A 25,244-nucleotide genomic window follows, 5' to 3' on the forward strand; every position below is an offset into this window, starting at 1 on the left:
CTCAACTTTCCATATTTAGTCCGCGAAGGCGGACTTCGTTTGTATAGCCGCGACTTCCAGTCGCCAGGTACAATCACAACGCGCGATCGCACTGCTGAAAGTGAAGGTGTGAGTCTCAATCAGTACCGAAGTGTCTTTGTTCGCATAAAACAACAAATTAACCAGTTATGTGCGTGCCGCTATACAGCTGCGCGATCGCGCAGCGACTCTGCAAGAGTATCGCCTCTGGTTGTTTTTCAGCAAGCAAAGCACAATAGTCAGTAGCAAAATAGCATTTACTGCTGATGGCTCTGGTACTTTCTTAACTTCCGGTCCCGGAAGTATCGGGTTAGAACAAGAACCATTGACATTCTGATTATTAGCAACACCATTGCCACCAGACATAGTAGGGCATACGGTAGGGCTAGGGCTAGGGGGAGGGGGAGGAGTGACACCAGTTTCTCCACCGCTGGAAATAAGAGTCCCTCTTGAACCGGAACTATCTCCACTATCTCCTCCACTGGACAATAAAAAGAAAAGCAGTCCTAGGGGAAGAACTCCTAATACCCAAGTAGGGAACTGATTACCAGAACCACCTGGAATCAAGGCATATCCTTCTGAGAAAGAAGGAATATCAACGCTTATCGCTTCTGGCTCCAACGTGACTACAGGACCACCCGAAAAGGCATTTCCTTCTAAACCTTGCCCGTATAGCGAATCAAACTCATTCGGAATTCCCGCAAAGGGACGCCCAAGTTCTCCTCCTCCTTCAGGTGAGAAGGGAACCGAAAGTATGTGTAAAATGCTGTCTTTGAGTAAGTTCTCATTTCCGGCATTCAACGCTTCCAACCCTCTAGAGAAGTTACCCAAGTAATACTGCGTCACCTCTTTTGGCAAACCTAAAGATTGAATCTGCTGCTCAAGGTTAGGAATTTTTGAGACTTCTTCTAAAAGCAGGCGTCCATAAGAGTATTTCAAGTCCAGCAATCCACTGCGGAGACTGAGTGAATTATTATCTCCCGATAATGGCGACCAGTAGAAGTTCTTGGTTATCAGTCCCAGATTTTCTACCGGAGTCCGACCAAGCTGTTGCCCCAGAACATACTGATAGCCATCCATAATGTTTGTGGCATCGTTTTTCCAGAACGAGGAATATGGAACTTCTCTTAGACGCGGATTGTTACCGTAGAAGTTAGAGAAATTGCGGAAGTTTTCCTCTCCACCTGCTGCACGTATCAGCAGGTTGGAGTAGCTAGTTTTGTTATTTTGTTCAACTAATTGTTGGAGTACCTCTCCAGTCTTATTGCAACCAAGTCCAAATCCTGTAAGACACCCTGGAATGGCTCGCATCTGACTGAGACTTTTGCCTGATAGTTGGTACTGGAGATAATTTTGCTCCAATCCTGGTTGAACACCATAACGTCCTATATTCAGTTGAGCCGAAGCAGGCTGAATAACTGCCATTACTGCCAAGAATGAGAACGCAATTCTGTTTACAACTGACCTCAACATAATTAACCTCTAGCAAACAAAATTGGACTCAAAAAGAACGAACTTGGCTAGAACCCTTATAGGGCGAATTGATATTTATGGTGATCCCCGTACCTTTGAGTTCTCCCGAACTAAGAGGGTGATACATGACTAAACTACGGCTCGGTTGGTCAAACAGATAACCACGGCGCGAAGGCTGTATTTTCCCGGAGCGTACTAGGGATATAAATGTCTGCAAATACTTACGTATACTTTCGCGGTTGTTCCGGTTAGTATTTGTATAATTCTCAATCAGCGTCATGAACAAGTCCAAGCTGCGGTTTTCTTGTCCCTCAATCAAACTACCCTGCTCAAGAAAAGAACTTGCTACAAGCTTTCCATCTATCTGTTGAACTTTTAAGAGGGTATAATAGCGTCCTTCCTTTTTCGGGTCATTTGCATAACAAACCCACGAACCGTCACTGGTTTGTGTAAAACCTTGCTGCGCCAGGTAGGAAATTGGAGAATTACTTGGCTGGCTTAATGGAGGTAACAAATTCTCTACTGCATCACTAGAGCAAATTTTCTGTGTTATTCTCTCAGGAGAAGCAGTCGGAGCCTGCTGTGAAAAAGCAACATCAGATGCAGCAGCTACTGCATATATAGCAAAAGCCGCTGCGCCAAAAAAGCGCACAAATATATTCATTGAAAATCTCCGTTAGATAATCCGATCAAAACAGGGTGTAGCAATAGAAACTGCTGCTTTTTCTCAAAAAATGCGTATCACTAACGGGGAACACACAACGTTACGCTCATGCTTTTGGGCAGCTTTATTTCTAGCCGGAAAATTATAAGTTTAAGATTCTAGGACTTATGCATTGGCAAAAATCTGATTGTGTCAGTCCTACCAGCACGGGTTACGGAAGATAAGCTTGTTTACTTTTCCTCTGTATTCTTAACTAGGTCTAGGACTCATTATTTATGCAATGCCTGGGAAAAAATGGGAAGAAATACGCGATCGTGCGATCGCCCACACACTAAACCACTGGACTACACAACTGCACTACGAATGCAACATGTTGTTAGTCCATATAGCTGCACTTGATGAGCAAAATGCCTAAGTCATACATTCCTAATTTCAGATGAAGTTAGGATGCAAAGACTTTGCAGCGGTGAGACAGCGCTCGATGCTCTGCATTGTCCCAGCCAATATTTACTTTCATTAGTACCGGGTAACGCCTCGTAAGGCTACTTTACAAGACACGATTATCATAAGCGTCGCATTTGTTAAATATCAAATAAATTTTGGAGGTATGATTGATAATAGCGCATAATCATCAATTAATTCTTTCTTTAAATATTAAATATGGGGTTATACCCCACAACATCTAACTTAAGAGCGATAATGCTAGGTGTCTTCAGGCATAGCTGAAAAATATTAGTATCTTTTTTATACCCAGGCATATAATAGACAGTCGCTTTTGGTTATAGAGACTGTAATGGTGATATTGAATGTGCGCTTCTCTGAGGACACAGAAATTAGCCGCAGGGCGATCGCCCAACTGAAAACGGCTATGAAGCAATACCTGCTTGACCTACGTGGATTCTGTGAATACTTGCTACTCCCGTACAGACGTTCCAATGGAACGTCTCTACAACTCCTAACTCATTAAGGATAGGTGTAACCATTAATGTTAACTCCACCATACTGTCCTCGTGACAGGGGAGGAACTGTGAGATTAGACTGAGATGATTGAACTTGCGGCAAGCTGGGATAAGAATTGCCATTACCATATCCTACTTGGTTACTCGGCTGGACAGTACCTTGATTCGGAGCCTGGGGAGAGTATGGTGTAATGTTATTCGGTGCCGCATAAGTTCCCGGCGATACCGTTGATGTTGGTGTTACTACGCTCGGCAATGGCTGAACATTATTAAAATTACCGTAGTAATTTTGCGGCTGATTCGTGACTGTTGGGTTTTGGTAATTTGTCCCAGGCTGAGAACTATTCGTGTAGTAATTTTGCGGTTGATTCGTGACTGTTGGCTTTTGGTAACTTGTCCCAGACTGAGAACCAGGGAAATTTGTGTAGTTATTTTGCGGCTGATTCGTGACTGTTGGATTTTGGTAAACGGTTGTCGAGATGGGATCGTTGGGGTTTGTATTCAATTGAGTGTTTGCAGAGAAACCCTGATTAGGTAAATCGTTGCTGGGTAGCGATCGCCCAATAGGACTTGCATTAGAAGTAGTATTATTTATTGACGGGTTCTGTGTCGAAGAGTTGATTGCTGTTTGTAAAGCGCTGATTGGGGCAGGATTTTGATTATTGTTAATTTGATTGGGCGATGCAATCCCTAAGTTAGAGGAACTTCCTGCTATACCTGGTTGATCTGACGATGTATCTCTTTTGACACCAAATAACTGGCTGCCAGTATTAGCAGTTCCGGCTTGCAATAAAGTTTCTGCTTGTGCCACAAAAGGATTTGTCACGTTTGAAGCAGGTACATTATCAACTATTCCTCCAGGATTTGACTTAGCATTTTTAGCAGCTTCCTGCTGTTTGCTAATTAAATCGTCTAATAGACTTTTGCGATTATTTTCTTGACTTTTTTCCTTTCGCGTGCTGGGCGCTACTAGCAAATTTGATTGTTGAGCGTCATTAATCAGTACTGGTAAATTATCAATATCAGCTGCGATCGCTCTATCTTCATCTGAAAGAGATGAGTCAGCAGGCTTTGGTGTAGCAGCTTGCTTATTATTTTGCAAAAACGTTAAAAAATCTGGGTTTGCCCAATATTCTCGAATGAAGAGCCCAAGCACAGATAAAAATATAGCTGTTCCCCAAAAAGCCGGTCTACTGAAATTCCATAACCTGGCTCTGAGGTAACGTAAGTAAGCGGGGGGATAACGCTGAGGTGACATGGGCACTCGAATCCTTGAATTTAAATTTACTGCAAAAAGCGCAAAACTTTCCAAAAATTCAAAACCGAGCTTTCAAGAGTGCATTCAGACTAAGGCGTAGCAATTTTCATAAGTGAAAATATAATTTTTCAGCTTAGAAATCAAGTCTGAACTTAAGGAAATTTCTCACTTGAAGTTGCATTGTAATTTAATCCTAACGTTTCCACAGTCCTGCGTCATTAATAATGTACATGCATTCGCTGAGAAACTTTACTTTTTTTTCACCTTTAGGAATAAGCGCACGCGCTCTCCGTCTTGTAGGGGCAATTCATGAATTGCCCCTACGTCAATTCAATGGTGACGACGACATGAGTGCGCTCATTCCTAACCTTGTCAAAATATGTTCGATCTTAGGTTATAGAATGACTTGCCCAGCAAAGCGATACAAAAGTCAAGTTATTTATCCTCGGTTTTGCGCCTTGGTTACTTTGGATATCATCTAGAGTTGAAAGCTGCTCTAACTTTATTGTTGTGGGCGAGAGTTGAGCAATGCGCGATCCTACCGTACCATCCTATTTAACGGGAGGCTATAGCAATGATGAAAGCTGAAGATATCATGACCAAGGACGTAGTTACCATTCGCGGTTCGGCGACTGTAGCGGAAGCTGTGGAACTGTTGAAGAAAAAAGGGCTGCGGGCGCTGGTTGTGGATCGCCGCTATGAAAATGATGCCTATGGTATTGTTACTGAAACAGATATTGTCTACAAAATAACAGCTTACGGCAAAGACCCCAAAGCAGTGCGGGTTTACGAAATTATGAGCAAACCTTGCATTGTTGTCAATCCCGATTTGGGTGTGGAATTTGTAGCGCGGTTGTTTGCCAATACTGGTATTCGCAGGGCACCCGTGATTCAAGGCAAGTTATTGGGCATTATCTCAATTACTGACATCTTGACAAAAAGCGACTTTGTGGACTCTCCCAAAGGACTTGTGCTTGAGGACAGAATTCAAAAAGCGATTGAAGATGCTCGTGCTATTTGTACAGATCGAGGTGCTTATTCTAAAGCTTGTGCTGCCGCTTGGGATGAAGTAGAAGAACTCCAAGCGGAAGCGGCTCATCAAAAAGCTGAAAGCATGGTATCAGCTAAAACTTCTTTTGAGGAATATTGTAGGGAAAATCCTGATGCTCCGGAATGTCGGAACTACGATCCTAAAAGTTCATTTTTCCAGTAAATCTTAAATTTGTCAGGTGCGTTAACGCAGTGTAACGCACCGTAATTCTATGATGAGATTCATCGGCGGGCAGCTCGCATCAATAAGAATATACCTGTGCCTAAACCAATAAAATCTGGCAACCAAGCAGCCATAAAGGGAGAGAGAACATTTGCTTCTCCTAAGGCACTAGTAATAAAGCCAAATAAGTAATATGAAAAAATAACTATGACACTAATACCAAAACTGGTTCCTCGCCCGGTGCGCTGTGGTATGGTTCCCATCGCAGCACCTACTAAGCCAAAAACTACACATACAAAGGGCAAGGCGAATTTTTGTTGAATGCGAATTTTCAGTTTGCGAATTTTTTTCTCATCACCGCCGAGGCGTTCTAGTTCGAGTTGTTCTAGCGCTTGAGCGATATTCATTTGGTCGTAATCTTTGCTTTTTTCTGCTAGTTCAAATGCTGTGCGAGGCAGTTGTAATTGTTGCTGTTCAAACCGCACAATATTGCGATAAGAACTGTCAGGAGCTACTAAATAAATCGTACCTTTGTAAATATTCCAAGTGTTTTCTGATGGATTCCATTCGCCGGAATCTGCAACGACAATTTGACTTAAACCTTGCTGGGCTTTCTGCTCGGAACGATCTATAATTGTCAAACCTTTGAAACGCTTGCCATCAAATTGATCGGCGTAATATAAGCGTGTGAGAATTTTTTGCTTTTTACCATTGGGTTGCTTTACATCTCGCTTTTCTGCATAGAGGAAGTTATCTTGTTTGGCGATCGCTGGCTTGTCCGATTTTAGTGCTTTTTCTAAAGTAACGGCTGCTTGGTAACTTGCGGCTGGTGCAATTTCCTCGTTGAAGGCAAATGTCAATCCCGTAACCAGCAAACTTAAAAATACCGCAGTTAAGACCATGCGATAAACACTGACGCCACATCCTCGCAGAGCAATCAATTCGCTTTCGCTAGAAAGACGACTATAAGTCATCAAAGTAGCTAGCAGCGTAGACATGGGAAAGGCTAAAACAATGAACTTTGGCAGGGTTAATAAAAAAACTTGGAGTGCAATTCCTACTGGTAGCCCGGATTCTACTATTTTTCTCACCAGTTCAAATACAGCATCAATTGTGACACCAATTGATGAGAATGCTCCGACACCAAATAAAAATGGCGGTATTAATTCGCTGGTGAGGTAGCGATCCATGATGGAAAAAGGCAGCAGCGAATTCAGGGTATAAAAAGGCTTGTATTTCATTATTAGTCAGTAGTTATTAGTCATTAGTCATTGGCGAAAGACAAAGGACAAATGACACATGACTAGACCTGGAAGTTATCGCCTAAGTAATATTGCCGAACGAGCGGGTTATTATAAAGTTCTTCAGCTGTACCGGAGGCGAGAATTTGCCCCTCGCGCATGATATAAGCGCGATCTGTGATGGCGAGAGTTTCGCGGACATTGTGATCTGTAATCAGGATACCCATGTTGCGATCGCGCAATCTGGCGACAATATGCTGAATTTCGGAAACGGCGATCGGATCGACTCCGGCAAATGGTTCATCTAAAAGCAAAAATTTTGGTCCCGAACGCCCAGCCGCCAAAGCTCTCGCCAATTCTGTCCGGCGTCGCTCACCCCCAGAAAGTTGAATTCCTTTACTGTTAGCTACTTTTTCCAAACGCAACTCCCGCAGTAAATTTTGTACTCTCCCCGACCATTCTAATCGTGGCACATTGGTTTGCTCTAGTACTAAAAGAATGTTATCTCGCACACTCAAGGCACGAAAAATACTCGCTTCTTGCGCTAAATAGCCAACACCCAAACGCGCCCTTTTGTGCATTGGCATCCCAGTAATATTCTGGCTATCTAACCAAACGTTTCCATGATCGGGTTTTTCTAAACCTGTGGCAATATAAAATGTGGTTGTCTTACCAGCTCCATTCGGACCGAGTAAACCGACGATTTCCCCTTGGGCAACAGAAAGGTTAACGCGATTGACAATAACTCGCTTGCCGTAAGATTTGTGGACGTTTTCTAAAACAATTTTCACGAGTGTTGTACCCTTTCAAGCGCGATTATTTTTAATTAGAACGCTTGAAGGGCGGTGTTTTCGGAGCGGGTGCAGCAGATGGTGAGTTAACGTTGGCATCGTTCACCAAATAGATTGATTCTACCTGGCGATTGTTTTGCGGTAATGCTACAAACCGTCCTTCGTCAATTAGATATGTAACTTTCTCTGCTCTAATGCTATTAGCACCCTGTTGCAAAATATAAACATTGCCACTGAAATCGATGCGGCGTTCTTTGCTAAAATATTGAGCTTGGGCAGCTGTGGCTTGAATTTGCCGAGCCGGATAAACCATTTGCACGTTACCCCGCGCTGTTACTACTTGCGTTTTGGCGTCGTATTCTTGGATATCAGATTTAATTTGCAGCGGGCGCCCTTGTTGTCCAGAAGTTTGTGCTGTAGCCCTTTGCAGTTGGATGGGAAAGGCTATAGTTCCCAACACAATTGGTAAGATTAAGGCTAATCCAAAGCGACGCATGTGTGATTGAGGCAATTTATACCAGGGCATGAGAGTAATTTAGGATTTAAGATGAATTTGATTTTTACTTTAATTATCTTAAGTGTTTTATTGTAGTAAGCACTGAAGTGCTTAATATAAGCACTTCAGTGCTTACTACGAAATAAAAAGTAACGCAGTTTTAGTCGTGTCTGAGATAAAATGCACAATCTAAACGAGTTGTGGATTAAGCACTGGCTAAAATTCTTGACGCTTTCTAAAAGCTCATTGTTTCGCCATTACACATCTTTTTGAGGAGGGGAAAAGGGAAAAGGGAAAAGTGCAAGAAAGAAGAAATATTTCTTTCTGCTCAAAAAAGCTCAAGAACAGCTCTCTCTTGTCCCCTTGTCCCCTTGTCCCCTTGTCTCCTTGTCCTCCTTATCCCTAGTCCCCTGATTCGTTAACGATTAAAATCTTGGGTAAGGTCAAGGTTTCATCTTCACCTAAGTTACCAGCGGTAATCTTCTCGGCTCCGGCTTTTTGTAATGCGCTCAACAATGCCGCACTCTGATATAATAGTTCGTCAACATCAATACCGCTGTATGTTGATGGGTAACGTCGCAGGCGATTGCTTCCTTCTCCTAATAAAATTACTGCACCTCGCCAGTTACGATTACTCAGGTGATACAAGGCTACAGCAATTTGTAAAACGCCTTGATAAAAGCTTTTTTCTGGCTCTGATGCTTCGATCCACAGAGCCTCTAATGTATCGTGACAGGCGTAGAACTCTCCGGAATTGAACTGTTCTACGCCTTGCCAAAAGTCGTTGGGGATGCTTTCCATCAACCCATGCTGTCTCGCACTTGTTTGATTGTTTCTAAAGTAATTTCTTGCTTTTCACCTGCAAACTCGTTGTCTGAGGTGAGAAACAGCATACAATGGCATTCTTTGCGTTCTCGCATCGGTACACAAGGACAGTTCCAAAATGTCGCGCTTACCTCAGCTGCTTTGTCTTCGTAGTGACGACAAGGACACAAAGGCGCCCCTAAGTCGTCTTTATGCTTGGCAAGTCCTTCAATTACAACTGCGGTTACAGAGGGTTCAGCACAAAAGTAGGTTCCAGTACGCTTGGCGTATTGTTCGGAAAAATGGCGCATTGCCTCTAAATTTCTATCGGTGGATTTTGTGTTATCTTCTGATGCGAGCATGGGAAAGGTGTCTCATAATTTAAATATTTCTTTGCATTGTAACTCAGCCTCAGTAAGCTATTACTGCGGGTATTTCCCCATTCTCAGGTTTTTAAGTTTGGTTAAGTTTTTCAATAGGCTTGCTGGCATCGGCACAATCTGCAATCTCATCGAAGTTTAACAAGAACGTGAAAATTTGGTAGTGAGCAGTAAACTGCTCATATCTTCGTCCCCAGTCTTTAGTACCCTGTTTGTAGTTGGAGTTGCAGTGGGCGATCGCTTTGGATAATAATTCCTGGGTAATCCCAATTTACGGTTGACGTATTCTGCCACAGCACCCAACGACTACCATTAGGAAGATTAGCGATCGCCGGATTTGGAGTCAGCCAAATTAAAGGCTTATTAGGCGCTTTTGCGATACTATCTTCTCCTGGATTAGTTGCCGCTAAAGTTTCTAAAACCATCTTTTCCCCTTTGACTAAATCTGTAGCTGCTGTCCACAATTGCACTTGCATTTGTTGCCTTTGTGCGTAAAAATACAGCGAGGCAGCGGCAATTACTGCTTGTTCATAGTTATTTTCTTCCCAGGTTGCAGCACTATCTAAGGCAATTACAATATCTTGTTCGTTAGTAACTTTTTCTAACTCGCGTATCCGTAATTCCCCGTAGCGGGCGCTGCTGCGCCAGTGGATGAGACGAATGGGATCGCCTGTGCGGTAGGGACGAAGCGATCGCGTTAATCCAGCTGTGGCTGTTTGAAAAGGTTTACCACGCGGATCGCTTTTTATGCTATCATCTTGCCCGATTTCGTCTACTAAAGGACAATTGGTCAAAGGTAACACAGTCGGGTAAACAATCGCCTTTGCCGCACATTCATGCTGACGCCGACACCAAAACAACCCTAAAGGCGCACCGGTAGCCAGTTCGACTGTCTGCCAGCGATAAACACCCCGGCGCACAGTTGGGCGATCGTATACCCAATTGTAACTAGTTTGGCTGTGAATCGTTTCGATTGGCTGGTGTATTGGTTTGCCCAAAACAATCGGCAAGATATCTTCGACTTGCAGCAAGTTAACAGGCTGTTTTGTGTTGTTGCGGATTTCTAATTCTACCGTAAGTTCGTCGCCTGCGGAAACTGGATTGATGAAACGACGTTTGACAACTAAACCGACAAGCGATCGCTGTGGTAAAAAAGCCGCAATAATTAGCAGGGCAAAACTGACCCCACTAATAACATACAACCAGCCAGCCATTGTATTGATACCAGCGCCAAAAAAACAAATCGCAATTCCCACTAGTACCCAACCGCTATATGTAGGGGCACAAGCGCGGATTTCTAGCCAGTTGGTGATGGGTTTAATAATTTTCATAGTTTCCTTTTTAACCCAACACCACCTGAAATTCACAGTATTTCCGGGTTTTGGTAAAGACAAGCATAGGGTATTAAAAAGGGTTGCGATCGCGCTTCATCACCCCATAGCAAATGTGTCTTTCTAACCAATCATCACTATTTTATGCCGTTCAACTTTCAGCGTTTTCTAACTGCTGCAATAGCTGGCTGACCGATAAAACAGGCACGGCTGAACTTTGAAAACCTTGGCGATCGCGTGTCAAAATCGCCTCTAATCCTTGAGCAACCGCACAAGCGATTTGGACTGCATCCTCACTCATCATCCCTGCCCGATGTGAATGCTGATTCCACAATTGCTCGGTTGACGGGGCAAATCACCATTACAGTCAACGTTTCTAAAATTGCCTGTCGTGCTTGTTCGACACTACGAGTATGTGCATCTTCTAGAAATGGCTCTCGCTGTAAGAGGAAATCTAGAACTATATTGGTATCAATTAAAACTCTCACTCCAGATACTTTTCCACCCGCCGTTCTTCTAGCATTGCCGCTACTTCTTCATCTGTTGGCGCTGGCTGGTCTGTTTTCAACAAACCCCGCATCCGTTTAATCGCGCTTGATCGATCGAGTTGGGATTTGGTGGTGTCTTGCAGGGATTCGATGATGGCGCTCACCAGTGCAAGGCGATCGCTCTCGGATAATTTATAAATCTGCTTTTTGAGTTCTTGCAACAACATAGGCTGCACTTTTGAAAGAGATGTCTAAATTTTAGTATGGAGGATATCGCCCCGCATGACCAGATTAGCCAGCTCTGCTAAATCTCACAGTGTACGCACTTCGGTATTTACATTGTCAATAAGATTTATGAAATAGTGGTTGCGATCGAGTCAACCTGTAATTCTGTAAGAGCCAGGACTGCTGTGTATTATTAAATAATAGAACAGAGGTGGAAGATTCATTGATGCAGTTAGTCAGCCGGGAACATATTGAAATCTCTTCTGATGTGCGGAGTGGAAAGCCCCGGATTGCTGGTACTCGCATTGCTGTAGAGGATGTGGCGGTGATGCATTTAAAGCTGGGGTATTCCTTGGTAGAGATTGCTGGTAAGTATGACCTGTCACTGGCATCTGTTTATGCAGCAATGGCTTATTACTTTGATCGCCGAGACGAGATTGATCGCCGCATAGCAGAAGAGGATGAGTTAGTTGAGGTGCTGAAGCAAAATCATCCCTCGCGTCTTCAAGAGAAACTTAGACAGTTGAGGAATGAGTGAACGAATTCGCTTTCATCTGGATGAAAATGTCGATCCTATTATTGCGCTTGGCTTGCGCCGTTATGGAATTGATGTCACAACAACCAATGATGTGGGATTACGTACTCAATCCGATGAAGTCCAATTAGGGTTTATTCAAGAAACACAGCGAGTACTGTTCACCCAAGATGCAGATTTTTTGATTATTGCAAGTTCTAGGCTCGATCGTCCTGGTATTACCTACTGCAAGAAAGGGACTCGTTCAATGGGTGAAATCATTGAAACTTTAGTTTTGATTTATGAGGTGATGACACCTGAAGAGATGGTGGGACGTGTCGAGTTTGTGTGAAACGAAAGCAATATTGAAAGACTTGCATCTTCAAAAGCATTTAGGTGGAGTTAGTTAGAAATTGTATGCACAACTTAACAAGTTATCTGGATTTTGGTGGTTTGCATCTCTAAATTTGTAATTGTGTATGATTAAATTATGGAATGTAGGTAGAAGGTAAAAATATGACAATTACTACCAACTTAAAACAACTCTATGAAATTGATGAGAATTTATGGCTAGAAGAAACTATTGAATTATTAAAAGAAAAACAGTTTAACCAACTTGATTTAGAAAACTTAATTGAGGAATTAATCAGTTTGGGGAAAAGAGATTTAGCTAAAGTCAAAAGTCTTTTAAGGCAAATTATTATTCATATATTATTACTGCAATATTGGCAGGTAGAATATGAAAGAAACTATCGTCATTGGATTGGAGAAATTAAAACCTTTAGATATGACTTAAATAATCATTTAACGACGAATTTAATAAACAAGTTACAGGATGATTTAGAGAATATTTATCAAAGTGCGGTTGATTTTGTGAAAATGAAAACTGATTTAACTATTTTTCTAGAAAAGTGTCCTTACACTCTTGTACAATTATTAGATGAAAATTATTTACCTTAAATATATCAGTCTTATCTGATTTTTGTGAAATGAAAGCGGTATCGAGAGACGATGTCTACTTTAAGGGGCTACGCCTACGCACTCTAAATCTATGCTGCTAAGAGTGCGATCGCTTATGGCAATCGCTCCGCGCCATCGCAGCCATTGAACTATCTTTGAGTAACTTCATTGAGGGCTTCATGGATCACCTCATCGCTAACACCATGACGTTTCAAGCTAGCAATCAGTGCTGGGATATCACCCTCTATTTGAAGTATTGTCCTAGCCCAGATATGACTCCTGAGTAGCCTTTCTTTTAACTCCTGAAAAAATGAGCGAACCGGGACAATTAAGGCATCTTAGCTTTACCCTGACGCAACAAAGTAACGCTCACAGTGCCAAGCACTAATAAGCTGAAAATAGAAGTAGATTCAGGAACAGACTTGGGATTCTCAATTTTAATAACTTGTCCTTGTCCTGGGCGATCGCCTCGATTTGTCACGTAGATAGCACCATCAGCACCAATAGTCAAAGCAGTAGGCGACTCTAATCCATTACCATTGAGGATAGTTGTACGAGTGCCATCAGGTGATATCTTAATTACCGAACCATTTAGGTTACCTTTCCAGAGTGACTGATTAGCGTACTGTAAAGCATACAAATTACCCTCAGTATCAAAAGCTAAGTCAGTAAGTTGAGTAAAGCCATCGGCATAGACTGTTGGTTGACCATCAGAACCAACTCGGTAGATTTTTGCTTCACCTTCAGGAAAAGGAAAACCAGTTAATTCGCTAATATAGTAAGCACCATCCAGTCCTAATGCAACATTTGTAGGTACTGCTTGGACTTCAAATGGTGATGGCGATACACCAGTGGGGAAGACTGGATTAGTTAATGTCTGGCTGGGAATTGTGGCGATCGCATTTAAATTACTTCCATCAGTACCTGCGCTGAGTAATGCATTCGCACCTGCATCAACTACAACAAGTTTATTTCCGTCTAGGAGCAGAGAAAAAGGATTGCTAATTACATCACCTTTGTCTGGATTATTTACAAGTTCATAATTAGCTAAATCAGCTACACTAGTCCACGAATTTGTATTAAAATTAGCGGTGATAATTTTTCCTAAGTCAGTATTACCTAATGTGGCGCGAAATGCGGGATCAGAACCATACCCAACTGCAATATAAGGCTTGCCACTGGCATCAAATTTGATATCTTGAGGCCCAGAGGTATCAGTACCATCTGGTAATGCTAAAGAAGGCAGTCCTGTAAGTATACGCTCTTGCGTACCATTTGCGATTTTTGTCACTGCACCAGTTGTGCCATAACATAAAGATTGACCTTGGGCACTCGGTGAAGGAACGCAAGCTCCACTTCCGCCTGTTCCTGCTTCTGTAACGTAGAGGCTACCGTAAGGGTCAAAACTTAGACCCCGTGGATTATTAAGACCATAGGCAATTACCGAAAACGATGCCGCCTCTGCTGCTTTCGTTCCTGTAAAAGCAGCAATACAAACACTCAAAAATGTAATACCAAATTGCTTTAGTTTCATCAAACCTGTCCAAAAATTAAATTTAATCTTTGCAACACATGAATCATATCTCCAGGGTGTACATCTGTACACCCCTACGCTTGGTAGAAACCGATGTCGTATATGAAACGGGAGCAAGACATCCATTTAATCACTCTACATCCGCTTGAATCAAAAGTAAATGATGCATAACGAGTATACTTGTCATGCATCATTGCCTAGTACAAAGCGGCGGAAATAGAGTACCCATATTATGGGACAGTGGGGTTAGCTGAAATTAACTGTCAAACAAAACCAATGCAGCATTGCTAAGTTGTCTGCAAGGTTTTTTTAAATGCCTCTATTTTAGCTTGTGATTGTTCAGAGCTTTTAGGACGTGGCACTTTCGGAAATGACTCTAAACGGTAATAAACAAGCTTGTGAACTGTCTTGTAGCAAGTATTTACTCCTAAGTTTTGTTCTAGCCACTCGACAATTTCTTGATAACCATTAAACCCTTGTGGTTCTTGCAATCTTTTAGAGAGTGCTTTTGAAGCCCATGTTGGAATGCTTCTGGGTCTTCCTAAAAAACGCGATCGCGATCGGGTTGCTTGTTGAAGATGGACTGCGTTTGGTTCTTTTGTTATAAGCTTTATTTAATGCAAAAAGCCCGCATCAGCGGGCTTTTTAAATTAATCAAGTAACTTAACTTACCGTTTCGCCATCTTCTTCGCCATCTTCCGCAAACGAATCGATTGAGGTGTGACTTCTACCAATTCATCGGGTCCGATGTACTCTAAAGCGCGTTCGAGACTCATATCCACTGGTGCTTGCAACTGCACTAATTCGTCACCGCCGGCAGCGCGGTGGTTGGTAAGTTGCTTTGTTTTGCAGATGTTCAGTTCCAAGTCTTGGGGACGATTGTGTTCTCCGACAATCATGCCTCTATAAACTTTGGTACCGGGAACGATAAAGAATACGCCTCTATCTTCGGCATTTCTCATGGCGTAGAAGGTAGAAACGCCTTCTTCAAACGAAATTAAAACGCCTTTGTTGCGTGCTTCAATCTCACCGCTGATACCACGGTAATCTAAGAAGCTGTGGTTCATGATACCTTCACCACGAGTCATCCGCATGAATTCACCCCGGAAACCAATCAAACCACGGGCAGGAATGACAAATTCTAGCTGGGTGCGATCGTTAATTCCCGGTTGCATGTCTTGCATTTCACCTTTGCGTTGTCCCAAGCGTTCGATACAGCTACCAACTGCATCGGCTGGAATGTCCAGTACTAAAAGTTCGTAAGGTTCGCAAGGTTGACCGTTGACTTCGCGGTAAATTACTTGTGGCTGGGATACTTGAAATTCAAAACCTTCTCTACGCATGGTTTCGATTAAGATACCCAGGTGAAGTTCACCACGACCGGAAACTAAGAATTTGTCGGGGGAATCTGTTTCTTCCACGCGCAAGGCAACGTTGGTTTCTAGTTCGCGGAAAAGGCGATCGCGTACTTGTCGAGATGTCACCAACTTACCTTCTTGACCTGCAAAAGGCGAATCATTCACCCAAAAGGTCATTTGCAAAGTTGGTTCATCCACTTTAATTAGTGGCAATGCTTGCGGATCGTTCGGATCTGTAATCGTTTCCCCAATATTCGCATCGGCGAAACCAGCCACCGCCACAATATAACCTGCGGATGCTTCTTCCATTTCCACCCGCTTGAGTCCTTCAAAGCCCATCAACTTGGTAACTTTGCCCTTGACAATGCTGCCATTTTCTGTTATCAACGCAGCTTGTTGACCCATGCGGATGATGCCGTTGTGAATTCTGCCAATCACAATCCGTCCGAGATATTCTGAATAATCTAGGGTTGTGACTTGCAGTTGTAAAGGCTTGTTGACATCTCCCACTGGTGGTGGAACATGACGGAGAATCGCATTAAATAGCGGTTGCATGTCTTGCGCTTCTGCGTCTAAATCTTCTTTGGCGTATCCTGCTAAACCGGAAGCAAACAAATACGGAAAATCACACTGATCTTCATCTGCGCCTAATTCTAAGAACAGATCCAATACTTTATCAACAGCGCCGTAGGGATCTGCTTGCGGACGGTCGATTTTGTTGACAACGACGATGGGACGCAATCCTTTTTCCAAGGCTTTTTTTAGCACGAAGCGAGTTTGCGGCATGGGACCTTCGTTTGCATCGACAATCAGGATACAACCGTCAACCATACCAAGTACCCGTTCGACTTCACCACCAAAGTCAGCGTGTCCGGGAGTGTCAACAATATTAATTAAAGTCTCTTTGTAGCGAACTGCGGTATTTTTGGAAAGAATTGTAATACCCCGCTCTCTTTCGAGGGCGTTAGAATCCATGACGCAATCCGGAACGTCTTCGCCTTCGCGGAAAATGCCGGATTGTTTGAGGAGTGCATCAACAAGAGTTGTTTTGCCGTGGTCTACGTGGGCGATGATGGCGACGTTACGGATTGGAAGCGTCATAAAAGATGGCGTTCTGTGAACTTATAAAGGAAATTTTCAGACTTACTAGTAATAAATACTGAGATGATCTAACAGAATTAGGAATTGTATGCAAATTCTGTAAAGAACCTTTAACAATTCTAGCTTAAACGTCACAATTCCGGCAGGTTTTCGCAACGAAACGCCATGAAGCAATTTAAAATTTAATTTTCGGTTAAGTCGAGTTTGTGCTTTCTTTGCAGCAGTTATATAGATTCGCTGCGATCGCAACAACTTCAAGCCCACTATGAATGCACTCTTGCTGATTATGAAACAAGCACAAGTGTTTGTTTGACTTGGAGATAATCACTCCGCAAAGACTCTATATCTGTTTGAGAAAGGGCACTCTTTAGTGAACTACTCCGCCGCATAGGCGGACGGAGCTTCTGTACTCAATGGCGAGTGCCTTAGATTAGACTTTCGTCCAAGCTTTGGTCTTACCTCCCCTCCTACAGCACAGACGGCTGAACCTTCCGCCTTTAGTATTCTGATGCCTTCTGCTCTAATGTTGATAGCTGCGTTTCCATCACGATCATGCAAAGTGCCACAGTGGGGACAAGTCCATTCCCTGATGTCCAACGGCATTTCTTGTACCTTATAGAAACAATTAGAGCAGAGTTTAGAACTGGGGAACCATCTATCTATCTCAACCAACTTTGCACCTTTGCGTTCTAGTTTATAGGCTAAAAAGTTAGTGAAAGTTCCCCATCCAACATCAGATATAGATGAAGCCAAATTGCGATTACGAACCATGCCCAAGACATGAAGATTTTCTACTATGACAGCTTGGCTATCGCTGACTAACTTGTAACTAAGTTTGTGTAAAAAATCTTGCCTAGAATTAGTAATCCGTTCGTACACCTTGGCAACAACTTTTCTGTATTTATACCTTGAATTACTCCCCTTTTGCTTACGCGCTAGTTTCTGTTGCTTGCGTTTGAGATTTTTTTCGTGTTTGGCAAGATGTTTAGGATTGTCGTATTTAGATACTTTTTTGCCGTCCGTAACAACAGCAAAGTGCTTCAACCCTAAATCGACTCCATAAATCTTACCTTCTGAAATAGAAGGATTCTCTCCCTCAACTTCAGTCAAGATAGATGCAAAGTATTTGCCCGATGGAGTTTTACTAACAGTAACAGTCTTTATCTTTCCCTCAATCGGTCTGTGTATCTTGGCTTTGACCACTCCAATATTACCCGGAAGTTTTACATTGCCATCTACGACTTTGACATTTTGAGGATATTGAATTGACTGCTTTCCGTGCTTAGACTTGAACTTGGGAAACCCCGCTCTTTTATCAAAAAAGTTTTTGTACGCGGTGGTTAAGTTGAGTGTCGTAGCTTGCAAAACTTGGCTATAACAATCAGCCAACCATTCTGTATCTTTCTCCTTTTTGAGTAATGGTAGCAGTGCATTGAGTGCTACTTGTCCAAGTCCTTTACCCGTTTCCTTGTAAATTTCAATTGACTTATTCAGAGCAAAATTCCACCACCAACGGGAACATCCAAAAGTTTGAGCTAATAGTATTTGCTGCTCTTTTGATGGATATAAACGAACTTGTACAGCTTTATGTAGCATTCAAGCCTCACCTCCTTGACTCTTCTACTCTAATACTATATGCAATTTGCAGTAAGGATATTCCGGAACATTTGGAAATTGTTCGGACATCCCTGAGCGGATGTACCTCCCAATTCCCCGACTATCCATCCCCACCCTTTAAGAGGGATGGGGAATTCCGTCGAATCAGTTAAGCGTATCAATTGCCCCCAAGTGTGAAGTTGAGCGACACAAACGGCTTGCATGAATTTCTGCTGGTAGAATTTAAACCAAAAGTCTGGTGCTTTCTTGGTTTCGCTTTTCTTCCAGCGCTTGCGCCAGCAAAGAAAATCTTGAGTTTTTGGCGGTTCGGCTTCTATAATCGGTGGCAGGTCGGCGTAACTGACAAACCGTGTCTTTCCTTGGGCTATTACCAGAATTACATATCGCCACAAGCGAATATCTTTGATTTGCTCGACTTTGATGTTGAGAAGTAAAGCGATCGCCTCTGGAGTGACAAATCTTGCTAACGGATTAACTGGCTCTGATTCCTGCTGCGGTGTTATCATCATAGTACAACTCGAACTTAAGGTTAGTACAACTCGAACTTAAGGTTAGTACAACTCGAACTTCGGGTTAGGAGAACCCGTTATTGGGTTTTTCGGTTTATAGGCGATCGCTTTAGTTTGCAAGACGGGGGCGATCGCTTTTAATTTATACTAAATTAAAGCTGAGAATTAGGCGGTTGTCAAGTATGGGAATGGTCAGGTTACGAATTAAAGAGTTTACAGATAAAGAAGGCTGGACGCTTAAGGAATTAGCCGATCGCTCTGGAGTCCCATACGGTACGATTAAAACCTACGCACGACTGCCAGAACGAGCAACTGTTGACCTGACTGCCTTAAAAAAGTTGGCTTCTACGTTTAATGTTTTGCTAGAAGACTTGTTTGATGTGGTTGAAAAGTAGTTGATGTGCTTGTAGTAATGCGGTATTATCATGAACGGTAGATGCTCACAATCATTGGTTATTTAGATGTTTGTGGGTTTTATAGAGCGCGATCGCTAACATTACTAAAAATATTCAAGTTGAAATGCCGGCGGTTGTCAAGTATGGGATTAGTTAAATTACGTATTCGAGAGTTTGCTGGTAAACAAGGATGGACTCTCAAGGAAGTCTCAGAACGTTCAGGAGTCCCATACGGCACGATTAAAACTTATGCGTTGTCTGATGGAATGGCAATGGCTGATGTGACTGCACTATTCAAATTAGCGCGGACTTTTGATGTTTTGGTTGAAGATTTGGTTGAGATAGTCAAAGAGTAGTTGATGCGATCGCGCACTCATAGCCATTTTTCCAGCTGATGCCATAATTGACATCAGTATTTTGGCATTGTCAGTAATGGCTTGGGAATCAGGGAATCAGTTGCAAAGCGGCAAATACACAATTGACAAAGAATTAGGCGAAGGTGGCTTTGGTATAACTTATCGCACTACAGATAACAATAAGCGCTACGTTGTCATCAAGACTTTAAATGGTACTGTGCAACGTCGCCCAGATTTTGCTAAATTTCAGCAAGATTTCTTGAATGAAGCGATAAAGCTAGCGATCGGGTACTCATCCCCATATCGTGCGGATAGATGAAGTCATCCAAGAGGGTGCGCTGTGGTGCATGGTGATGGAATATATTGATGGGGAAGATTTAGCAAGTTTGGTTGAGAATCAAGGTGCTTTGTCTGAAGCACAAGCATTACGCTACATTCAGCAAATTGGTGAAGCGCTAATTGTAGTTCATAATAACGGCTTGTTGCATAGAGATATCAAACCACAAAATATCATGTTGCGTTCTGGGAATTCGCAAGCTGTGTTAATTGACTTTGGCATTGCGCGGGAGTTTAGCCCGAATTTGACAAAGACGCATACGCAAATATTATCTGATGGCTTTGCACCGATTGAGCAATATGACAAAAGAGCAAAAAGAGGTGCTTATAGTGATGTTTATGCTTCTTCGGCAACGCGAGACTGGTAACAACTGGTGCAGCTATTAGCTATCAGGTGAAAGAGTCGCCTTTAGCGTTTTTCAATAATAATGGTTATAATCCACTAGCAAAAGAAATGATGGACAAAGCCTATCGAAACGCACTCATTGTAGTTTTGGCTGTGACTACACAGAGAATGGGAGTTCAATTTCGTATATAAAAGTAGGAATTTATTAAGACAGGTGATGAAGAGCGATCGCACTACTTCATTTAGGCGATCGCACCTTGCCTGTAAAATAAAATAATGGAAGCACAACCAAGAGATATTCAGCGTTATGTCACCTTTGATGACAGAGTTCCTTTTGATGAGTGGTTTGATTCTCTCCGGGATAAAAAAGCCAAAAACAAGGTTGAGGCAAGGTTAGAGCGAGTTAAACTTGGTAATTTAGGAGAGTATCGCTCACTAAAAGAGGGAGTTTGTGAATTAAAAATCGATTATGGTCCAGGTTACCGAATTTATTTTGGACAAATTGGAACAACAATTGTGCTGCTTTTGTGTGGAGGAGATAAAAGCACTCAAGACCAAGATATTCTTAAAGCAATAGAATACTGGAAAGATTATAGGAGTTAAAACAATGCCTAAAAGCTTACCTTACCATGACTTTTTAATTTCGCATCTCAAAGACCCAAGTTATGCTGCTGGTTATATTGAGGCTATTTTAGAGGAAGAAGATCCAGAACCAGAACTGCTGAAAATGGCACTTAGCAATGTAGCTGAAGCGCTTGGTGAACAAAATATGACACCAGAACAAGCAAAAGTGCATCGAGAAAAACTAGATGAATTGCTATCACAAAGCAACAGCGAGGCGATTTATAATCTGGGAACTTGGCTAAATGCTTTGGGATTAAAGTTAACTGTTACTGTTGTTGAAAAAGCAGATGATAGCAACACAGATTCTGTAAATAATTCGGAAATAACCGTTTAGTAATTATAATATTTATAGCGATTTGTAACATGCTCCTTTCTCTCTTCCTTGGCTTCCTTGGTATCTTCTCCTTCGGAGACGCGAAGCGCGAAGGCGGTTCGTTATTAAATCAACACCACTCTACAATAACCTTTTTAAAGGCAACATAAACCCAGGTACAACATCTTCACCGCTTAAAATTGCCGTTGCTGGATATTGAGTAATTGAATTATCAATTCGATAAACAAAAGCTTGTTGATTATGACGGTCAATTAACCATCCCAAACGCACACCATTGGCAATATATTCTGCCATTTTTGCCTTGAGTTTTTCCAAGCTATCATTTTTAGAACGAATTTCAATGACAAAATCAGGTGCTAAATTGATAAATTGGTCTTCTTGCTCATCCCAACCTTTTGGTAAGCGTCCTTTCGCTACAAAAGCAGCATCAGGAGATTTTACAGCAGTATTGGGTAATCTAAAACCAGTACTTGAGCTGAAAACTTCACCTAAATCTTGACTTTCCACCCAATTTAGCAGATAAGCTCCTGCTTTAGCCTCTCGATTTCCAGAAATTCCCCCAGTTGGTGGCATAGTTTCCAAACTTCCATCCGCATTACGTTCAAATCGCAGTTCTGGATTCTCTGAACTCATTTGCATCAAATCTTCATCAGAGTACCAAGACGGCAAAATCGCTTTTTCGCTTTTCATAACTATGCGATCGCAAGCTAGATAGATAATACAATTTTAGGCACAGATGCTCTTGGGGCGCGTTAGGAGCGTCTAGTAAAGTTGGTTAAAATTGACACCATTGCCCGTGCATTGAAAAGCATTTTCAGGTAAAGTGCTTTTCAATAATATTATGCTTGATAAAATGCTTTCAGAACGCTTTACCGAAGCCTTTACCTACGCTACACAACTACACGCCAAGCAAATTCGTAAAGGTTCGGGTGTTCCTTATATCGCTCATTTATTAGGTGTTACCAGTATTGCCTTAGAATATGGGGCAAATGAAGATGAAGCGATCGCAGCCCTTTTACATGATGCCATAGAAGACCAAGGTGGAGCGGCGACAAGAGAAGAAATTCGCCGTCGTTTTGGAGACAATGTAACAGCAATTGTCGATGGTTGCACTGACTGTGACACCATACCCAAACCACCTTGGCGACAACGCAAAGAAGCATATATTGCTCATATTTGCACAGCATCGCCATCGGTGTTACTTGTTTCCGGAGCCGATAAACTGTATAATGCTCAATCGATTCGCAAAGATTATCGCGTGTTGGGCGAATCACTTTGGGAACGCTTCAAAGGTGGCAAAGAAGGTACTCTTTGGTATTATAGAACACTTGTAGATACTTTCCACAAAACTGGATCGATCCCAATGATGGAAGAATTAGAACGGGTGGTTGCAGAAATAGAAGTTTTGGCTGGTTGCAGATAGTCAACACCCTAGAAGGGTGTGGCTAAACGAACAAAGCCCGCGAAGGCGGGCTAGAATCTTATAGCCCGCGAAGGCGGGCTTCGTTTGTATAGCCCCAGGCTTATAGCCTGTAGGTAGGATGATATACCCCCATCAATCAACGGGTGGGTGAGGAATAGTAATTGAACCAAATTCAGTTTTGCCGTTTTTAATTGCATCGAAAGTACCTTTAATAGTACCAGCGATCGGCACAGCAACAAGTGTCCCCAACAATCCAGCAATTTCAAATCCCATCAAAATAGAAACGAAAATCCAGATGGGATTAAGTCCGATAACATCGCCGAGTAATTTCGGCGCTATCAAATTATCTTTAATTTGCTGCAACAAAATCGCTGCTATTGCGACTTGAATTGCTAGCCACCAACTTTGCAGCAAGACTAAAATTACCACCAAACCGATACCAAGAGACGCGCCAATAAAGGGAATCAGTTCAGAGATGCCAATAAGTATGGCAAACAACAAAGCAAACGGCACGTTGAGAATCAAGAAAATCGGGGTGAGGGTGACTATCATAAACAGCCCCAGCAAAAGTTGGCTAAGGAAGAAGTTATGGAAATTGAGGCGCAAAGATGTAATTAAGGGGACTCGAATGTTAGCCGGTACAAGATTAACCATACCAGACCAAACGCGATCGCCATACAAAAGCATGTAAAATGCCAGTACGACTATTAACACCATATTGAGTAATCCTGATAGCACCGTTCCAGCCACGCCTACAGCACTAGAGGCTAGTTGTTGCACCACATTCTGAATACTGACATTGATTTGATTGCTCACAACCCTCAAATCTAATGGCAAACGCCGCTGTCTCGCCAATGCCTCAAACTGTTGTAAATTTTCTTGACTAGCGCTTAACAAACCAGGAATTTTATTTAAAAGTTGAAGCGTTTGGTCAACTACTACGGGCACTAAGGTTACACCTAAAATCACAAACAGCGTTAAAGCTGCCAGCAAAACTATAATCACTGCCTGAGTGCGTGTAATTCGAGCGCGTTCAAAAAACTTAACTGGATAATTCAGTAAAAAAGCAAGAATCGCCGCAACGATCAAAATGGTAATTGGATGCTGAAATAAGCGATAAAACTGAGATACCAACCAAATATTCAGAGCGATAATTGGACCGCTCAGACCATAAAATAACAGACTTTTAACAGAGGCTGAACGGCGCATATTGGCTGGGGACTCTTTACTGGGGACTGGGGAGCAATCTTGCAGAACAAGTAAGACTCAGCTGGTGCTGATGAATATGATAAATATTTTTAACAAAGATGTGTAAGCCTAGCTGATAAAAAAAGCAAATCATCATGGACAAAACTATAGCTGACCTTCGCAAAGATTATACCTTAGAGGGTCTAAGCGTCTCGGAAGTTGATTTCAATCCTTTTAAACAGTTTAAAAAATGGTTCGATCAGGCACTAGATGCCCAACTTCCCGAACCGAATGCCATGACTATTGCCACTGCTACACCAGACGGCAATCCGTCGGCAAGAATGGTGCTACTGAAAGATTTTGATGAGCGGGGTTTTGTTTTTTACACTAACTATAATAGTCAAAAAGGACAGCAATTAGCAGAAAATCCCCAGGCTTCTCTTGTTTTTTGGTGGGCGGAACTAGAACGCCAAGTCCGTATTTATGGGCGGGTGGAGAAAGTTTCTGAATACGAGTCAGATGAGTATTTTCACAGTCGCCCGTTAAATAGTCGCTTAGGTGCGTGGGCATCTAATCAAAGCGAGGTGATAGAAAACAGAGAAGTTCTTGAGCAACGCTTGCAAGAACTTCAGGTAAAATATGAAAATCAAGATGTGCCGCGACCGCAGCACTGGGGAGGGGTGCGAGTGATCCCCACAAAAATTGAGTTTTGGCAAGGACGCCCCAGCCGCCTGCACGATCGCCTGCTTTATACTTGCTTGGATGATAAAACTTGGAAAATAGAGCGTTTGTCACCTTAATCGTTTTCGTCTAGCCAAGGTGGTATTGCACCTATTAATTGCTTGGGTGGTTCTATTCCACGAGAACCACCCGGCTCAGTTTTGCGAGGTTTGCCAATATTTGGCGGCTTGATATCTCTAGAAGAACTATCCTTTTGTTCTTTATTTTTGTCATCGCTCATTTTATACTCTCCTTATGAATTGGGAATTGGGAATTGGGCATTGGGCAATGGGCATTGGGCAATGGGCATTGGGCAATGGGCATTGGGCAATGGGCATTGGGCAATGGGCATTGGGCATTGGGGAGGCAGTGCGTTGGTAAGGCAGCGCGGTCTTGGGGAGGCAGTGCGTTGCGGGGGTTCCCCCCGTTGTAGCACCTGCCGTGGTTCCCCCCATGAGCGACTGCCGCAAGGGTTTCCCGGCAGACGCGCACCTGCCGTCATTGGGCAATTGTTTAATGGGCAATGGGAATAAAAAGAAGCTAGACGTATTTCACAAAGGACTATGCCCCATGCCCCATGCCCCATGC

Annotated in this window: 34 protein-coding genes; 13 read left to right on the forward strand and 21 right to left on the reverse strand. The window is 42.6% G+C overall.

Annotated features, from left to right (window positions below; translation table 11 throughout):
• Positions 1–165: 165 nt before the first annotated feature.
• Both AABK37_RS03860 and AABK37_RS03865 read right to left on the reverse strand, forming a co-directional pair.
• A complete protein-coding gene (locus AABK37_RS03860) occupies positions 166–1,491 on the reverse strand; it encodes a hypothetical protein (protein ID WP_432550285.1) in 1,326 nt (441 codons plus the stop codon).
• Between the two features lie 28 nt (positions 1,492–1,519).
• The gene (locus AABK37_RS03865) at positions 1,520–2,155 is read right to left on the reverse strand and encodes a hypothetical protein (protein ID WP_432550286.1); all 636 of its coding nucleotides are present in this window, start codon (positions 2,153–2,155) and stop codon (positions 1,520–1,522) included.
• A 280-nt stretch (positions 2,156–2,435) separates the two neighbouring features.
• Between AABK37_RS03865 and AABK37_RS03870 the strand changes: the two genes are divergently transcribed.
• Positions 2,436–2,570, forward strand: a complete 135-nt coding sequence (locus AABK37_RS03870) for a hypothetical protein (RefSeq protein ID WP_432550287.1) — start codon at positions 2,436–2,438, stop codon at positions 2,568–2,570.
• Between the two features lie 548 nt (positions 2,571–3,118).
• Here AABK37_RS03870 and AABK37_RS03875 read toward each other — a convergent pair.
• The gene (locus AABK37_RS03875) at positions 3,119–4,372 is read right to left on the reverse strand and encodes a hypothetical protein (RefSeq protein WP_432550288.1); all 1,254 of its coding nucleotides are present in this window, start codon (positions 4,370–4,372) and stop codon (positions 3,119–3,121) included.
• A 574-nt stretch (positions 4,373–4,946) separates the two neighbouring features.
• On the opposite strand from AABK37_RS03875, the gene AABK37_RS03880 reads away from it, so the two are divergent.
• Positions 4,947–5,585, forward strand: a complete 639-nt coding sequence (locus AABK37_RS03880; protein ID WP_200819174.1) for a CP12 domain-containing protein — start codon at positions 4,947–4,949, stop codon at positions 5,583–5,585.
• Positions 5,586–5,644: 59 nt separating this feature from the next.
• On the opposite strand, the gene AABK37_RS03885 is transcribed toward AABK37_RS03880, so the two are convergent.
• The 9 genes from AABK37_RS03885 to AABK37_RS03925 all read right to left on the reverse strand — a co-directional run bounded on the left by AABK37_RS03885 (position 5,645) and on the right by AABK37_RS03925 (position 11,343).
• Positions 5,645–6,775 carry an LptF/LptG family permease gene (locus tag AABK37_RS03885; RefSeq protein ID WP_432550373.1) on the reverse strand — a complete coding sequence of 377 codons (1,131 nt, stop codon included), beginning with the start codon at positions 6,773–6,775 and terminating at the stop codon, positions 5,645–5,647.
• A gap of 113 nt (positions 6,776–6,888) precedes the next feature.
• Positions 6,889–7,617, reverse strand: coding sequence for an LPS export ABC transporter ATP-binding protein (gene lptB / locus AABK37_RS03890; protein WP_432550289.1), 729 nt, complete (start codon positions 7,615–7,617; stop codon positions 6,889–6,891).
• A 31-nt stretch (positions 7,618–7,648) separates the two neighbouring features.
• On the reverse strand, positions 7,649–8,143 hold the full coding sequence (locus tag AABK37_RS03895) for an LptA/OstA family protein (RefSeq protein ID WP_432550290.1): 495 nt from the start codon (positions 8,141–8,143) through the stop codon (positions 7,649–7,651).
• 372 nt (positions 8,144–8,515) lie between these two features.
• Positions 8,516–8,914 (reverse strand): DUF309 domain-containing protein, encoded by a 399-nt coding sequence (locus AABK37_RS03900; RefSeq protein WP_432550291.1) that lies wholly within the window; start codon positions 8,912–8,914, stop codon positions 8,516–8,518.
• On the reverse strand, positions 8,914–9,279 hold the full coding sequence (locus tag AABK37_RS03905; protein ID WP_432550292.1) for a ferredoxin thioredoxin reductase catalytic beta subunit: 366 nt from the start codon (positions 9,277–9,279) through the stop codon (positions 8,914–8,916). Before AABK37_RS03905 ends, AABK37_RS03900 begins: the two co-directional genes overlap by 1 nt.
• Before the next feature lie 218 nt (positions 9,280–9,497).
• Positions 9,498–10,628, reverse strand: a complete 1,131-nt coding sequence (locus AABK37_RS03910) for a DUF58 domain-containing protein (protein WP_432550293.1) — start codon at positions 10,626–10,628, stop codon at positions 9,498–9,500.
• Positions 10,629–10,779: 151 nt separating this feature from the next.
• Positions 10,780–10,929 (reverse strand): hypothetical protein, encoded by a 150-nt coding sequence (locus AABK37_RS03915; protein WP_432550294.1) that lies wholly within the window; start codon positions 10,927–10,929, stop codon positions 10,780–10,782.
• Complete coding sequence (locus tag AABK37_RS03920; RefSeq protein ID WP_432550295.1) at positions 10,922–11,116, reverse strand: hypothetical protein; 195 nt, start codon at positions 11,114–11,116, stop codon at positions 10,922–10,924. Before AABK37_RS03920 ends, AABK37_RS03915 begins: the two co-directional genes overlap by 8 nt.
• Complete coding sequence (locus AABK37_RS03925) at positions 11,113–11,343, reverse strand: hypothetical protein (RefSeq protein ID WP_432550296.1); 231 nt, start codon at positions 11,341–11,343, stop codon at positions 11,113–11,115. The genes AABK37_RS03920 and AABK37_RS03925 overlap by 4 nt, the downstream gene beginning before the upstream one ends.
• A 224-nt stretch (positions 11,344–11,567) precedes the next feature.
• Between AABK37_RS03925 and AABK37_RS03930 the strand changes: the two genes are divergently transcribed.
• From AABK37_RS03930 to AABK37_RS03940, 3 genes are all read left to right on the forward strand, one after another.
• Positions 11,568–11,879, forward strand: a complete 312-nt coding sequence (locus AABK37_RS03930; RefSeq protein ID WP_432550297.1) for a DUF433 domain-containing protein — start codon at positions 11,568–11,570, stop codon at positions 11,877–11,879.
• Positions 11,872–12,207 carry a DUF5615 family PIN-like protein gene (locus AABK37_RS03935; protein ID WP_432550298.1) on the forward strand — a complete coding sequence of 112 codons (336 nt, stop codon included), beginning with the start codon at positions 11,872–11,874 and terminating at the stop codon, positions 12,205–12,207. Before AABK37_RS03930 ends, AABK37_RS03935 begins: the two co-directional genes overlap by 8 nt.
• Positions 12,208–12,371: 164 nt before the next feature.
• A complete protein-coding gene (locus tag AABK37_RS03940) occupies positions 12,372–12,815 on the forward strand; it encodes a DUF29 domain-containing protein (protein WP_432550299.1) in 444 nt (147 codons plus the stop codon).
• A 328-nt stretch (positions 12,816–13,143) separates the two neighbouring features.
• On the opposite strand, the gene AABK37_RS03945 is transcribed toward AABK37_RS03940, so the two are convergent.
• From AABK37_RS03945 to AABK37_RS03965, 5 genes are all read right to left on the reverse strand, one after another.
• Complete coding sequence (locus AABK37_RS03945; protein WP_432550300.1) at positions 13,144–14,349, reverse strand: ScyD/ScyE family protein; 1,206 nt, start codon at positions 14,347–14,349, stop codon at positions 13,144–13,146.
• 287 nt (positions 14,350–14,636) lie between these two features.
• Positions 14,637–14,840 carry a winged helix-turn-helix domain-containing protein gene (locus AABK37_RS03950; protein WP_432550301.1) on the reverse strand — a complete coding sequence of 68 codons (204 nt, stop codon included), beginning with the start codon at positions 14,838–14,840 and terminating at the stop codon, positions 14,637–14,639.
• A gap of 177 nt (positions 14,841–15,017) precedes the next feature.
• Positions 15,018–16,808, reverse strand: coding sequence for a translational GTPase TypA (typA, locus tag AABK37_RS03955; RefSeq protein ID WP_432550302.1), 1,791 nt, complete (start codon positions 16,806–16,808; stop codon positions 15,018–15,020).
• 375 nt (positions 16,809–17,183) lie between these two features.
• Positions 17,184–18,404: an RNA-guided endonuclease InsQ/TnpB family protein gene (locus AABK37_RS03960; protein WP_432550303.1), complete on the reverse strand. Its 1,221-nt coding sequence runs from the start codon at positions 18,402–18,404 to the stop codon at positions 17,184–17,186.
• A gap of 35 nt (positions 18,405–18,439) precedes the next feature.
• Positions 18,440–18,934, reverse strand: a complete 495-nt coding sequence (locus AABK37_RS03965) for a hypothetical protein (protein ID WP_432550304.1) — start codon at positions 18,932–18,934, stop codon at positions 18,440–18,442.
• Between the two features lie 182 nt (positions 18,935–19,116).
• Here AABK37_RS03965 and AABK37_RS03970 point away from each other — a divergent pair, with 182 nt between their 5' ends.
• From AABK37_RS03970 to AABK37_RS03995, 6 genes are all read left to right on the forward strand, one after another.
• Entirely contained in the window at positions 19,117–19,329 is a 213-nt protein-coding gene (locus tag AABK37_RS03970) for a helix-turn-helix transcriptional regulator (RefSeq protein WP_039748521.1), read from the forward strand.
• A gap of 143 nt (positions 19,330–19,472) precedes the next feature.
• A complete protein-coding gene (locus AABK37_RS03975) occupies positions 19,473–19,685 on the forward strand; it encodes a helix-turn-helix domain-containing protein (protein WP_432550374.1) in 213 nt (70 codons plus the stop codon).
• Positions 19,686–19,761: 76 nt separating this feature from the next.
• Positions 19,762–20,004, forward strand: a complete 243-nt coding sequence (locus AABK37_RS03980) for a hypothetical protein (RefSeq protein ID WP_432550305.1) — start codon at positions 19,762–19,764, stop codon at positions 20,002–20,004.
• On the forward strand, positions 19,991–20,389 hold the full coding sequence (locus AABK37_RS03985; protein ID WP_432550306.1) for a serine/threonine protein kinase: 399 nt from the start codon (positions 19,991–19,993) through the stop codon (positions 20,387–20,389). The genes AABK37_RS03980 and AABK37_RS03985 overlap by 14 nt, the downstream gene beginning before the upstream one ends.
• A 254-nt stretch (positions 20,390–20,643) precedes the next feature.
• Complete coding sequence (locus tag AABK37_RS03990) at positions 20,644–20,970, forward strand: type II toxin-antitoxin system RelE/ParE family toxin (RefSeq protein WP_432550307.1); 327 nt, start codon at positions 20,644–20,646, stop codon at positions 20,968–20,970.
• Positions 20,971–20,974: 4 nt separating this feature from the next.
• The gene (locus tag AABK37_RS03995; RefSeq protein ID WP_432550308.1) at positions 20,975–21,325 is read left to right on the forward strand and encodes a DNA-binding protein; all 351 of its coding nucleotides are present in this window, start codon (positions 20,975–20,977) and stop codon (positions 21,323–21,325) included.
• A gap of 120 nt (positions 21,326–21,445) precedes the next feature.
• Here AABK37_RS03995 and AABK37_RS04000 read toward each other — a convergent pair whose 3' ends face one another.
• On the reverse strand, positions 21,446–22,015 hold the full coding sequence (locus tag AABK37_RS04000) for a Uma2 family endonuclease (RefSeq protein ID WP_432550309.1): 570 nt from the start codon (positions 22,013–22,015) through the stop codon (positions 21,446–21,448).
• 163 nt (positions 22,016–22,178) lie between these two features.
• Between AABK37_RS04000 and AABK37_RS04005 the strand changes: the two genes are divergently transcribed.
• Entirely contained in the window at positions 22,179–22,748 is a 570-nt protein-coding gene (locus AABK37_RS04005; RefSeq protein ID WP_432550375.1) for an HD domain-containing protein, read from the forward strand.
• 132 nt (positions 22,749–22,880) lie between these two features.
• On the opposite strand, the gene AABK37_RS04010 is transcribed toward AABK37_RS04005, so the two are convergent.
• A complete protein-coding gene (locus tag AABK37_RS04010; protein WP_432550310.1) occupies positions 22,881–23,957 on the reverse strand; it encodes an AI-2E family transporter in 1,077 nt (358 codons plus the stop codon).
• 134 nt (positions 23,958–24,091) lie between these two features.
• On the opposite strand from AABK37_RS04010, the gene pdxH reads away from it, so the two are divergent.
• Positions 24,092–24,736, forward strand: coding sequence for a pyridoxamine 5'-phosphate oxidase (gene pdxH / locus AABK37_RS04015; RefSeq protein WP_432550311.1), 645 nt, complete (start codon positions 24,092–24,094; stop codon positions 24,734–24,736).
• Here the strand turns inward: pdxH and AABK37_RS04020 are convergent.
• Together AABK37_RS04020 and AABK37_RS04025 are read right to left on the reverse strand one after the other, a co-directional pair.
• Entirely contained in the window at positions 24,733–24,897 is a 165-nt protein-coding gene (locus AABK37_RS04020; protein ID WP_160111426.1) for a hypothetical protein, read from the reverse strand. The two genes, pdxH and AABK37_RS04020, sit on opposite strands and share 4 nt — an antisense overlap.
• A 12-nt stretch (positions 24,898–24,909) precedes the next feature.
• A complete protein-coding gene (locus tag AABK37_RS04025) occupies positions 24,910–25,242 on the reverse strand; it encodes a hypothetical protein (protein ID WP_432550312.1) in 333 nt (110 codons plus the stop codon).
• Positions 25,243–25,244: the final 2 nt, after the last annotated feature.

This window comes from Tolypothrix sp. VBCCA 56010 (genome assembly GCF_050875635.1).
GTDB lineage: Bacteria > Cyanobacteriota > Cyanobacteriia > Cyanobacteriales > Nostocaceae > Hassallia.

Bases quoted from the DNA above. Each gene is read 5' to 3' on its own strand.
- AABK37_RS04000 (WP_432550309.1), bottom strand. From the start codon at position 22,015: ATGAAAAGCGAAAAAGCGATTTTGCCGTCTTGGTACTCTGATGAAGAT.
- AABK37_RS03905 (WP_432550292.1), bottom strand. From the start codon at position 9,279: ATGCTCGCATCAGAAGATAACACAAAATCCACCGATAGAAATTTAGAG.
- AABK37_RS03970 (WP_039748521.1), top strand. From the start codon at position 19,117: ATGGGAATGGTCAGGTTACGAATTAAAGAGTTTACAGATAAAGAAGGC.
- AABK37_RS03980 (WP_432550305.1), top strand. From the start codon at position 19,762: ATGGCTTGGGAATCAGGGAATCAGTTGCAAAGCGGCAAATACACAATT.
- AABK37_RS03940 (WP_432550299.1), top strand. From the start codon at position 12,372: ATGACAATTACTACCAACTTAAAACAACTCTATGAAATTGATGAGAAT.
- AABK37_RS03885 (WP_432550373.1), bottom strand. From the start codon at position 6,775: ATGGATCGCTACCTCACCAGCGAATTAATACCGCCATTTTTATTTGGT.
- AABK37_RS03975 (WP_432550374.1), top strand. From the start codon at position 19,473: ATGGGATTAGTTAAATTACGTATTCGAGAGTTTGCTGGTAAACAAGGA.
- AABK37_RS03860 (WP_432550285.1), bottom strand. From the start codon at position 1,491: ATGTTGAGGTCAGTTGTAAACAGAATTGCGTTCTCATTCTTGGCAGTA.
- AABK37_RS03900 (WP_432550291.1), bottom strand. From the start codon at position 8,914: ATGGAAAGCATCCCCAACGACTTTTGGCAAGGCGTAGAACAGTTCAAT.
- AABK37_RS04020 (WP_160111426.1), bottom strand. From the start codon at position 24,897: ATGAGCGATGACAAAAATAAAGAACAAAAGGATAGTTCTTCTAGAGAT.
- AABK37_RS03935 (WP_432550298.1), top strand. From the start codon at position 11,872: ATGAGTGAACGAATTCGCTTTCATCTGGATGAAAATGTCGATCCTATT.
- typA (WP_432550302.1), bottom strand. From the start codon at position 16,808: ATGACGCTTCCAATCCGTAACGTCGCCATCATCGCCCACGTAGACCAC.
- AABK37_RS04010 (WP_432550310.1), bottom strand. From the start codon at position 23,957: ATGCGCCGTTCAGCCTCTGTTAAAAGTCTGTTATTTTATGGTCTGAGC.
- AABK37_RS03945 (WP_432550300.1), bottom strand. From the start codon at position 14,349: ATGAAACTAAAGCAATTTGGTATTACATTTTTGAGTGTTTGTATTGCT.
- AABK37_RS03965 (WP_432550304.1), bottom strand. From the start codon at position 18,934: ATGATGATAACACCGCAGCAGGAATCAGAGCCAGTTAATCCGTTAGCA.
- AABK37_RS03910 (WP_432550293.1), bottom strand. From the start codon at position 10,628: ATGAAAATTATTAAACCCATCACCAACTGGCTAGAAATCCGCGCTTGT.
- AABK37_RS03880 (WP_200819174.1), top strand. From the start codon at position 4,947: ATGATGAAAGCTGAAGATATCATGACCAAGGACGTAGTTACCATTCGC.
- AABK37_RS03925 (WP_432550296.1), bottom strand. From the start codon at position 11,343: ATGTTGTTGCAAGAACTCAAAAAGCAGATTTATAAATTATCCGAGAGC.
- AABK37_RS03995 (WP_432550308.1), top strand. From the start codon at position 20,975: ATGCCTAAAAGCTTACCTTACCATGACTTTTTAATTTCGCATCTCAAA.
- AABK37_RS04005 (WP_432550375.1), top strand. From the start codon at position 22,179: ATGCTTTCAGAACGCTTTACCGAAGCCTTTACCTACGCTACACAACTA.
- AABK37_RS03960 (WP_432550303.1), bottom strand. From the start codon at position 18,404: ATGCTACATAAAGCTGTACAAGTTCGTTTATATCCATCAAAAGAGCAG.
- AABK37_RS03875 (WP_432550288.1), bottom strand. From the start codon at position 4,372: ATGTCACCTCAGCGTTATCCCCCCGCTTACTTACGTTACCTCAGAGCC.
- pdxH (WP_432550311.1), top strand. From the start codon at position 24,092: ATGGACAAAACTATAGCTGACCTTCGCAAAGATTATACCTTAGAGGGT.
- AABK37_RS04025 (WP_432550312.1), bottom strand. From the start codon at position 25,242: ATGGGGCATGGGGCATGGGGCATAGTCCTTTGTGAAATACGTCTAGCT.
- AABK37_RS03915 (WP_432550294.1), bottom strand. From the start codon at position 10,929: ATGAGTGAGGATGCAGTCCAAATCGCTTGTGCGGTTGCTCAAGGATTA.
- AABK37_RS03930 (WP_432550297.1), top strand. From the start codon at position 11,568: ATGCAGTTAGTCAGCCGGGAACATATTGAAATCTCTTCTGATGTGCGG.
- AABK37_RS03865 (WP_432550286.1), bottom strand. From the start codon at position 2,155: ATGAATATATTTGTGCGCTTTTTTGGCGCAGCGGCTTTTGCTATATAT.
- AABK37_RS03990 (WP_432550307.1), top strand. From the start codon at position 20,644: ATGGAAGCACAACCAAGAGATATTCAGCGTTATGTCACCTTTGATGAC.
- AABK37_RS03870 (WP_432550287.1), top strand. From the start codon at position 2,436: ATGCCTGGGAAAAAATGGGAAGAAATACGCGATCGTGCGATCGCCCAC.
- AABK37_RS03895 (WP_432550290.1), bottom strand. From the start codon at position 8,143: ATGCCCTGGTATAAATTGCCTCAATCACACATGCGTCGCTTTGGATTA.